The sequence below is a fragment of the Streptomyces thermospinosisporus genome (assembly GCF_039526425.1).
In the GTDB taxonomy this organism is placed as follows: domain Bacteria; phylum Actinomycetota; class Actinomycetes; order Streptomycetales; family Streptomycetaceae; genus Streptomyces; species Streptomyces thermocarboxydovorans.
The window spans coordinates 24,135-33,900 of sequence record NZ_BAAAIZ010000020.1 but is presented as its reverse complement, the minus strand read 5'-3'; the positions used below and the strand labels follow the sequence as shown (position 1 = coordinate 33,900).

At 72.2% G+C, this 9,766-nt stretch carries 7 protein-coding genes; 5 read left to right on the top strand and 2 right to left on the bottom strand.

Annotation, left to right across the window (positions count from 1 at the left end):
- Positions 1–1,337: cytochrome P450 (locus ABD207_RS08700; RefSeq protein ID WP_344011360.1), on the bottom strand; the 1,337-nt coding region annotated here is incomplete at its 3' end.
- 753 nt (positions 1,338–2,090) lie between these two features.
- The gene (locus ABD207_RS08690) at positions 2,091–3,911 is read right to left on the bottom strand and encodes a bifunctional metallophosphatase/5'-nucleotidase (protein WP_344011358.1); all 1,821 of its coding nucleotides are present in this window, start codon (positions 3,909–3,911) and stop codon (positions 2,091–2,093) included.
- 170 nt (positions 3,912–4,081) lie between these two features.
- Here ABD207_RS08690 and mshD point away from each other — a divergent pair, with 170 nt between their 5' ends.
- The 5 genes from mshD to ABD207_RS08665 all read left to right on the top strand — a co-directional run.
- Positions 4,082–5,008, top strand: coding sequence for a mycothiol synthase (gene mshD, locus ABD207_RS08685; RefSeq protein WP_344011357.1), 927 nt, complete (start codon positions 4,082–4,084; stop codon positions 5,006–5,008).
- A gap of 33 nt (positions 5,009–5,041) precedes the next feature.
- Positions 5,042–5,752: a transposase gene (locus ABD207_RS08680; RefSeq protein WP_344011355.1), complete on the top strand. Its 711-nt coding sequence runs from the start codon at positions 5,042–5,044 to the stop codon at positions 5,750–5,752.
- A 148-nt stretch (positions 5,753–5,900) separates the two neighbouring features.
- The gene (locus tag ABD207_RS08675; protein ID WP_344011354.1) at positions 5,901–6,146 is read left to right on the top strand and encodes a hypothetical protein; all 246 of its coding nucleotides are present in this window, start codon (positions 5,901–5,903) and stop codon (positions 6,144–6,146) included.
- Between the two features lie 326 nt (positions 6,147–6,472).
- On the top strand, positions 6,473–8,707 hold the full coding sequence (locus ABD207_RS08670; protein ID WP_344011352.1) for an RNA degradosome polyphosphate kinase: 2,235 nt from the start codon (positions 6,473–6,475) through the stop codon (positions 8,705–8,707).
- A partial coding sequence (locus ABD207_RS08665; protein WP_344011350.1) for a CHAD domain-containing protein occupies positions 8,688–9,766 on the top strand: 1,079 nt, incomplete at its 3' end. The genes ABD207_RS08670 and ABD207_RS08665, both read left to right, overlap by 20 nt.

Genomic DNA, 9,766 nt, shown 5'->3' with positions numbered 1-9,766 from the left:
CATCCCCTGAGCCAGTTGAGGAACTGGCTCCATCGTCCGCCGGACTTGCGTGCTGTTCCAGGCTCTCCGGCGCCCGTCTCGGCGGGCGCGGGCTTCGGGGCGGGGGCCGAGCCGGGCGCAGGGAGGGCGGTGAAGCGGGCCGGGAGCGAGGTGAGACCCCGCGTGAAGGGCCCGGGGCGCCACGTCAGGCTCTCCTCGGGAACGGCGGGTGTGAGGTCGGGAATCCTGTTGAGGAGGTTCTCGACGGCGGTCACGGTGATCTGCCGGGCCGGCTCCTTCGAGGGACAGCTGTGCGGGCCTGCGCTCCACGCCAGGTGGGAGCGGTTGCCTCTGCCGGACTGCCGTGCGGCGGTGAGTGACGGGCTGCCGTTGGCGGCGGCGAAGCTGACCAGGATCAGGTCACCCGCCTGGAGCTTGTGGCCGGCGAACTCCATGTCCGTTGCCGGATAGTGGGGCGCGTGGTTGGGCACCGGGGGGTTCTCCCACAAGGTGTCCTCCATCGCGTCGTCGACGAGTCCGCCCTGGTGGGCGTACTCGTCGTGGGTGAGGATGCGGTGCAGGGTATTGCCGATCAGGTTGCGCAGCGGGTCGCAGCCGGCTCCCAGCAGCAGGGAGAGCTGGTGGACCATCTCCTCGTCGGTCAGAGCCGCCTCGTGCTCCATCAGCCACGAGGTGACGTCGTCACCGGCACGGCTCCGCTTGAGCGCCACCAGCTCGCCCACGGCACCGAACAGCACCTCGGCGGCCCGCTCGGCGTTGATGCCGTCGAACATCCCGGAGATGCCGAACAAGACCCGGTCACCGATCTCGGCCGGGCAGCCGAACAGCTCGTTGAAGACGAACAGCGGGAGCTGCTTGGCGTAATCGGCCATCAGGTCGGCCGACCCGCGGGAGGAGAACTGCGCGATCAGGTAGTCCGAGACCTGCGTGGTGGTGCGGGCCAGCCGGCGGCCGTCCACACGGGCCATGGTCTCGGTGATGGCCTGGCGCAGACGCAGGTGGTCGGCGCCGTCACTGAACATGGCGTTGGGGCGATACGCGAGCAGCGGGACGACGGGGCTGTCGGAGGGGACCAGCCCCTCGTTGAAGGCTCGCCAGTGCCGCGCGTCCTTGCGGAAGGAACGGCTGTCGTGGAGCAGGTTCAGCGCGGTGGCGTAGTCGGTGACGAGGGTGGCGTCGACGCCGGGCGCGAGTTCGACGGGGGCGGTGGGGCCGAAGTGCCGCAGGTAGGCGTAGTACGCCTGCGAGTTGGCCGCGAACTCCGGCCCGTACAGAGGTATCCGCCCGTGAGCGGGGCATCCGGGCGGGGGCACCGGAGCGGGGGTGTTGGCGTCCATGAGGGCTCTCTTGCTCCTGTAGGGCGCGGTCCTGGCAGCGGACCGGGGGTGAGTTTTCTGGACGACGGTGGTCCGTCGAGTCGCAGATTACGGCGTGCCGCCGCCGCGCAGGCGAGGGTGTGTCACTTCCTGAGCCCGTTGAGGAAGACGGACCACATCCCTGAACTGCCCTGCGGGCGCCGCTCATTGGCGTGGTCGCCGTCCTGGTCGGGCTGCGGGGGCCAGGCGGCGGCGCGGCGTGCGGCTGTGCGTCCAGGGGCCGGGCGGCCGGCGGCTGGCTCGGCCGGGGTGTGGCCTGGACGGGAGTGAAGCGGCCGGGGTGTGGCCTGGACGGGAGTGAAGCGGACGGGGAGTTCGTCCAGGGGCGGTGAAAGGGGCCCGGGCGCCAGGACAGCAGGTTCTCCGGTACGGCGAGTTCGATGTCGGGCAGCCGGCCGAGCAGGTTGTCGATGGCGGTGGGGGCGATGGCCGGCCCTGGGACGGGCAGGCGTGCGGCCCGGCGCTCCACGCGGGCGCCACGGGGGAAGCCGCACCCGGCGGTAGCCCGGGGAGCCGCACGCGGCCGACCGTGCCGATGACAGGGCGGAGCCCTCGACGGGACCGCCGGATCGGACGAGACCTGGGCGGAGGACTTCCTCCGCCCCGGTTTCCTCCGGCGGTCGGTCTCGTCGAGGGCGCCAGGGATTTCGTACGGTCGCCCCGCGGACTGCGGGAATACGGTCTTCCCGTGCGACGGGAGCGAGTGGATGCGCGCTAGTTCACGACGGTGATCCGGTCGGCCTTCGGCGGGGCGATCGGGTCGGTGGGCGAGGAGTTGGCCGTCAGGTACTGCTCCAGGGCCTTCAGGTCGTCGTCGCCGACGAGCGGGTTGGTGCCCTTGGCCAGGGTCGGGAAGCCGTCGCCGCCGCCCGCGAGGAAGCTGTTCATCGCGACGCGGTAGGTGGCGGACTCGTCGATCGGCTGGCCGTTGAGCCTGATGGAGTCGGTGACGACGCGGTCGGCGCCCGACTTCGTCAGGTCGAGGGTGTAGGTGAAGCCGTCCGAGACCTGGAGGATCTTCGGCGCCGCCTGGTTGGCGCCGCTCACCTGCTCCTTGAGCACCTGGATGAGCTGGGCGCCGGTGAGGTCCTGGAGGTTGACGGTGTTGGCGAACGGCTGGACCGTGAACGCCTCGGCGAAGGTCACCACGCCGTCGCCCTCACCGGACTTGGCCGCGTAGGTCAGCGGGGCCCGGATGCCGCCGGGGTTCATCAGCGCCAGGTCGGCCTCGGCGTCCAGCGTCTTGGCGTACGTCAGCTGGGCGTCGGCGATCAGGTCGCCGAGCGGGGATTCGGTGCCGGTGTTGCCGATGTCGGCGGAGATGTAGCCGACGGGGCGGTTGCCGATCGGGGCGGCCAGGGTGTTCCACTTGTCGATCAGCTCGGTCATGTCCGCCGCCTTGGCGACGTCCCGGGTGACCACGTGGTTGGCCGACTTCACGGCCGTGCGCACGATGTCGCCGGTCGCGCGGTCGTAGGTCAGCGTGGTGTCGGTGTAGAGGCGGCCGAAGGAAGCGGCCGAGGTCACCATGCGGGGCTTGCCCGCCGGGTCGGGGACGGTGCAGACGTAGGCCGCGTGGGTGTGGCCGGTGACCAGCGCGTCCACCTCGGAGGTGACGTTCTTGGCGATGTCGGTGATCGGGCCGGAGATGCCGTTGCCCGCACCCGGGGAGTCGCAGTCGTAGTTGTACGACGTCGACGCCGGGAAGCCGCCCTCGTGGATGAGCGCCACGATGGACTTCACGCCCTTGCGGCGCAGCTCCTTGGCGTACTTGTTGATCGTCTCGACCTCGTCCTTGAAGGACAGGCCCTTGACGCCCTCCGCCGAGACGATGTTCGGGGTGCCCTCCAGGGTCACGCCGATGAAGCCGACCTTGACGCCCTGCTTCTGCCACACCCAGTAGGGCTTGAGGATGGGCTTCTTGGTCTTCTCGTCCAGGACGTTGGCGGCCAGGTACGGGAAGTCGGCGCCCTTGAACTTCTTGTCGCTGTAGCAGCCGTCCGTCGGGTGGCAGCCGCCCTTCTGCAGCCGGCTCAGCTCCTTGGCGCCCTCGTCGAACTCGTGGTTGCCGACGGAGGTGACGTCCAGGTCGAGCTTGTTGAGCGCCTCGATGGTGGGCTCGTCGTGGAAGAGGCCGCTGATGAGCGGGGAGGCGCCGACCATGTCGCCGCCGGCCGCGGTGATGGAGTAGCGGTGGCCCTTGCGGGCCTCGCGCAGATGGGTGGCGAGGTACTCGGCGCCGCCCGCGTCGATGGTCTTCGTGGTGCCGTCCGGCTGGAGTTCGGTGACCCGGCCGGAGGAGCCGGTCGGAGGCTCCAGGTTGCCGTGCAGGTCGTTGAAGGAGAGGAGCTGGATGTCCTGGTAGCGGCCGGGGTGGCCGTGCTTGCCCTGGTTCGCGTGCTGCTCGCCCGCGTTGGCCGACCCGGGCAGGGCCGCCGCGGCCAGCGCGCCGGCGGTCAGGACTCCGGCGGCGGTCGCGAGAAGACGGTTGGTACGGCGTCTGCGGCGCGGGTGCGCCGGGGATGTGGCTGGCATACGCCCCCCTGAGGGTCTGAGTGGGTCCGGGCGCAGCCTAGAGTCAACGCGCGTAGCGCGACAGGGGTTTCGGGGTTACATCCCGGTTTATCTTTCGCGGGCCGCGGCCGGCGGATTCCCCGCGGGCGATACCGTCCGTTTTGCACGGGCCTGGCTTTACCCTCGTACGCATGACCAGCGACGACATCGCACGGCCCGGCCGCCCCCGCTCGATCCAGACCTGCACCGCGCTCTCTCCGGAGCAGGTCGAGGCGGTGCTCTCCCTGCTCGCGGAGGCCGCCGCCCACGACGGACAGCAGGCGGTGTCCGAGCAGGGACGGCTGCAGCTGCGCGGCGGCGAGCGGGAGGGCGTCTCCCACCTGCTGCTGACCGTCGACGGCGAACTCGTCGGATACGCCCAGCTGGAGGACACCGACCCGGTGGAGCCGCCGGCCGCGGAACTCGTCGTGCACCCCGCGCACCGCGGGCACGGGCACGGGCGGGCGCTGGGGGCCGCGCTGCTCGCCGCCTCCGGCAAGCGGCTGCGGGTGTGGGCGCACGGCGGCCACTCCGCCGCCCGCCACCTGGCGCAGGTCCTCGGTCTCACGCTCTTCCGCGAACTGCGTCAGATGCGGCGCCCGTTGGCCGGTCTCGATCTGCCGGATCCGGTGCTGCCGGAGGGCGTGACCATCCGCACCTTCGTGCCCGGCCGGGACGACGCGGCCTGGCTCGCGGTGAACGCGGCCGCGTTCGCCCACCACCCCGAGCAGGGCTCCCTCACCCAGCGCGACCTCGACGACCGCAAGGCCGAGCCCTGGTTCGACCCGGAGGGCTTCTTCCTCGCCGAACGGGAGGGCCGGATCATCGGCTTCCACTGGACCAAGGTGCACGCACAGGAGCGGCTGGGCGAGGTCTACGTGCTCGGGGTGAGCCCGGAGGCCCAGGGCAGCGGCCTCGGCAAGGCGCTCACCACGATCGGGCTGCGCCATCTGGCGGGGCTGGGCCTGCCGACGGCGATGCTGTACGTGGACGCGGACAACAAGGCGGCGGTGTCGGTGTACGAGCGGCTGGGCTTCGTGACGCACGAGGTGGATCTGATGTATCGCACGGAGACCTGAGTGCAGTGACCTGAGAGTTCGGTGAGCTGAGAGTTGGACGCGGTCCGCTATGTAGCGGACAACGGCGTCAAGTGGGCCAACCTGCCCTGTGACTTCCCGCCGTACCGGCGGGTGCACGCGTTCGCCCGCCGCTGGCAGGTGATGGGCCTGCTCGCCGAGCTCCACGACCGGCTGCGCGACACCTTCCGTTCCCCTTCGGTGGGTCCTGGCCGTTCGGCCGGGGCCTTGGCGTGTCCGTTTCCGATCACCGTGGGACGGTCCCCCGTCATGGGGAGACACGCTTGGGGGAAGACGGCCAGCGCGCTGATCCTGGCCGTGACCGTGGCAGCCGTGAGCGGCTGCAGCAGCTCGGACGACGCCGGCGACCCGAAGCCCGGCGGCACGGCGGTCGAGAAGGCGACCGCGCCGAGCGTGAAGGAAGCGACCACCACGTTCCAGGCCGCGGTGACGAAGTTCGACACTGACGGCGGGTGCCTCGAAGAGGAACCGGGCACGTGCTGGGACCAGATGAAGGCGCTCATGAAGCCGGCGCGCCTGCCCGGCCCTGCTGATCACCGTCTCGACCGGGCTGCTGGCCTGGCTGCACCGCCGGGCCCGGACGGCGGGCGACGGCCGCATCGACACCGCCAAACCCTGGCACGACGTCCCCACCTTCTACGCCAACGGCGTCGTCCCGGTCGCCCTACGCCAACGGCGTCGTCCCGGTCGCCCTGGCTCTGGCCGGGCTCGCGCTCGGCGCCCTGACGGGCCTGCTGCTGCGCCGTTCGCTGCCCGCGCTCGCCGCCACCGTGCTGGGCGTCGGCGCGCTGTGGGCCGCCGTCCACACCGCGATGCCGTACCTGTGGCCGACGGTCACCAAGGTCAGCGGCCTCGGCGAGGGCCCGCAGGGCGCGTGTTTCACCGCCGAGGAGGGCGTCCGACCGCCGGCGGCGACCGCCTGGCGGCACCCTGCACCAGCATCTTCAACCAGGGGTGCAAGGCGGAGCTGACCGAGCTGAACGCGGTCTCCTTCTACCGGGACCACCACCCGGTGAGCCACACCTGGCCGCTGAACCTGGTGGCCTCGGGCATCCTTTTGCTGCTCACCGCCCTGCTGGTCCTCTCGGCCCTGCGCCTCCTGCGCCGCCGCACCGCCTGAGCACCGCGGCCGGGCGCCGTCCGGCCGCCGCTCGGCCGCGCGCCGCCCGGCCGAGCGGCCCGTACGCCCCCGTCCCTGACGTGCGGGGCGTACAGGCCACCCCCCGTGCAGGGCGTACGCGCCACCGCCGTGAAGGGCGTACGTCATGTCGCCGTAACCGCCGATTCAGACGGGCTTGCGACGCTCGGCCAATGCATCGCGCCGCGCCAGAGCCTTCGCCGCCCCGCAGGGGCGCCGGGCGGAACGGGGACGCCTCAGGGGCATCACCGCTCCCGCCGGCGCTTTCCGACGCGCCCGTGACGCGGTGGGCGCGGAAGAATGGGTATATGAGCCAGCCGAATGCCCAGGCACAGGTACAGCACACCCAGCCCTCCGTGGGCTCCATAGCCGCGCACCGCCCGCACACCGTCGCGGCCGTGGTCTCCGATCTCGAACCCGACATCGACGCGGACCTGGACGGCTACGAGGAGGCACCGCACGACGGCGCCGCCCCGCTGCCGCAGGGACGTTTCCTGGACCGTGAGCGCAGCTGGCTGGCGTTCAACGAGCGCGTCCTGGAGCTCGCCGAGGACCCGGCCACGCCGCTGCTGGAGCGCGCCAACTTCCTGGCGATCTTCGCCAGCAATCTGGACGAGTTCTTCATGGTCCGGGTGGCCGGTCTGAAGCGGCGCATCGCCACCGGCGTCGCCACCCGCTCCGCCTCCGGCCTGCAGCCGCGCGAGGTGCTGGAGATGATCTGGGCCCGCTCCCGCGAGCTGATGGCGCGGCACGCCGCCTGCTACCACGAGGACATCGCCCCCGCCCTGGCCGAGGAGGGCATCCACCTGGTCCGCTGGAGCGAGCTGACGGAGAAGGAGCAGGCCAGGCTCTTCACGCTCTTCCGGCACCAGATCTTCCCGGTGCTCACGCCCCTCGCGGTCGACCCGGCGCACCCCTTCCCGTACATCTCGGGCCTGTCGCTGAACCTGGCCGTGGTCGTGCGCAACCCGGTCACCGGCCACAAGCACTTCGCCCGGGTGAAGGTGCCGCCGCTGCTGTCCCGCTTCCTGGAGAGCTCCCCCGGCCGCTACGTGCCCATCGAGGACGTGATCGCGGCCCACCTGGAGGAGCTGTTCCCGGGCATGGAGGTGCTGGAACACCACGCCTTCCGGCTCACCCGCAACGAGGACCTCGAGGTGGAGGAGGACGACGCCGAGAACCTCCTGCAGGCGCTGGAGAAGGAGCTCATGCGGCGCCGCTTCGGCCCGCCCGTCCGGCTGGAGGTCGAGGAGTCCATCGACCGCGAGGTGCTGGACCTGCTGGTGCGCGAGCTGAAGATCAGCGAGGCCGAGGTGTACCCGCTGCCGGGCCCGCTCGACCTCACCGGCCTGTTCCGCATCCACAGCCTGGACCGGCCCGAGCTGAAGTACCCGAAGTTCGTCGCCGGCACCCACCGGGACCTGGCGGAGGTGGAGTCCGCCTCGGCGCCCGACATCTTCGCCGCCCTGCGCAACCGGGACGTGCTGCTGCACCACCCCTACGACTCCTTCTCGACCTCTGTGCAGGCCTTCCTGGAGCAGGCGGCGGCCGACCCGGACGTGCTGGCCATCAAGCAGACCCTGTACCGCACCTCGGGCGACTCCCCGATAGTGGACGCCCTCATCGACGCCGCCGAGTCCGGCAAGCAGGTCCTGGTCCTGGTCGAGATCAAGGCCCGCTTCGACGAGCACGCCAACATCAAGTGGGCGCGCAAGCTGGAGGAGGCCGGCTGCCACGTGGTGTACGGCCTGGTCGGTCTGAAGACCCACTGCAAGCTGTCGCTGGTGGTCCGTCAGGAGGGCGACACCCTGCGGCGCTACAGCCACGTCGGCACCGGCAACTACCACCCGAAGACCGCCCGCCTGTACGAGGACCTCGGTCTGCTCACGGCCGACCAGCAGGTCGGCGCCGACCTCTCCGACCTGTTCAACCGCCTCTCCGGCTACTCCCGCCGGGAGACCTACCGGCGGCTGCTGGTGGCGCCCAAGTCGCTGCGCGACGGTCTGATCTCCCGGATCGAGAAGGAGGCCCAGCACCACCGCGCCGGACGGCCCGCCTACGTACGGATCAAGGTCAACTCGATCGTGGACGAGGCGATCATCGACGCCTGCTACCGGGCCTCGCAGGCGGGCGTGCCGGTCGACATCTGGGTACGCGGCATCTGCGCGCTGCGGCCGGGTGTCGAGGGGCTGTCGGAGAACATCCGGGTCCGGTCCATCCTGGGCCGCTTCCTGGAGCACTCGCGGGTCTTCGCCTTCGGCAACGGGGGCGAACCCGAGGTGTGGATCGGCAGCGCCGACATGATGCACCGCAACCTCGACCGGCGTATCGAGGCGCTGGTCCGCGTCACCGACCCGGCGCACCGGGCGGCCCTGAACCGCCTGCTGGAGACCGGGATGTCCGACACCACCGCGTCCTGGCATCTCGGCCCGGACGGCAACTGGACCCGGCACGCCACGGACGCGGACGGCCAGCCCCTGCGCAACATCCAGGAGATGCTCATCGAGGCCCGGAGGCGCCGGCGTGGCTCAGCAGCACCCTGACCCGACCGCCCCCTGGGACCGCCCGGTCCCCGCGGACGCCCTGACCGGCTATCTGCGGGCCCGGGCCACCGAGTTCCTCCGCGCGCTGCGCCGGCACCGGGAGACCGGCGCCGGCGCGGCCGGCCCGGGCGGTTCCCTCGAGGCGGCCAGGGCGCTGCGCCGCTCGGCCCGCCGCATCAGCGGTACCCTGCACACCTTCCAGCCCCTGCTGGCCCCGGAGTGGTCCGAGTCCCTGCGCCCCGAGCTGGCCTGGATCTCCAGCACCCTGGCCCACGAGGACGCCTGCGCGGCCCGCCTGGACCGCCTGCTGCAGGCGCTGCAGCGCCTGTCCGGCGCACCGGTGGTGCCGTCCCAGGGGGGCGGCGCGGTGAGCGGACGAACGGTACCGGTCCGGACCGGGCCCACCCCCGCTGGGATGCCAGGCCCCGTGGGCGTACGGGCGGCCGCCTCGGGCGAACGCACCCCGGCGATCAGCACAACAGCGACCGGCGCAGGCACGTCCGGCACCGGCACGGTCGGCACCCTCCCCCACGCAGCCCCGGGCACCCGCACCGCCGCCGCCCCCGCCGGCCACCTCACCGTGGGTGCCGCCAAGGCCGGCGCCCTGCTGGACCGGCAGCTCACCCTCGCCCGCACCCGGGCGCACTCCACCGCGCTGCAGGCCCTCGGCTCGTCCCGCTTCCACGCGCTCGCCGACAAGGTGGCCGTCCTGGCCAGCGAGGTGCCGCTGGCCCCGGCCGCGGGCGACGCCGATCTGCGGCCGCCGGCACGGGCGGCCGAGGAGCGGCTCACCGACGCGGTGGCCGCGCTGCCGCTGGTCACCGCGGCCAGCCCGTACAACGCGGAGGCGCTGATCCACGGTCTGTCCCCGGACCCGGCACCCCATCCGCAGGACACCCCCTGGCACCAGGTCCGTCTGCTGCTGCGGCTGCACCGCTACGCCCGCGAGGTGCTGCTGGCCGCCCACCCCGGCGGCGAACCGCCCGCCGAGGCCCGGCTGCGCGCCGCGAGCGAGGCCCTGGACCGGCACCGGGACGCCGCCGAGGCGGCCGGGGCAGC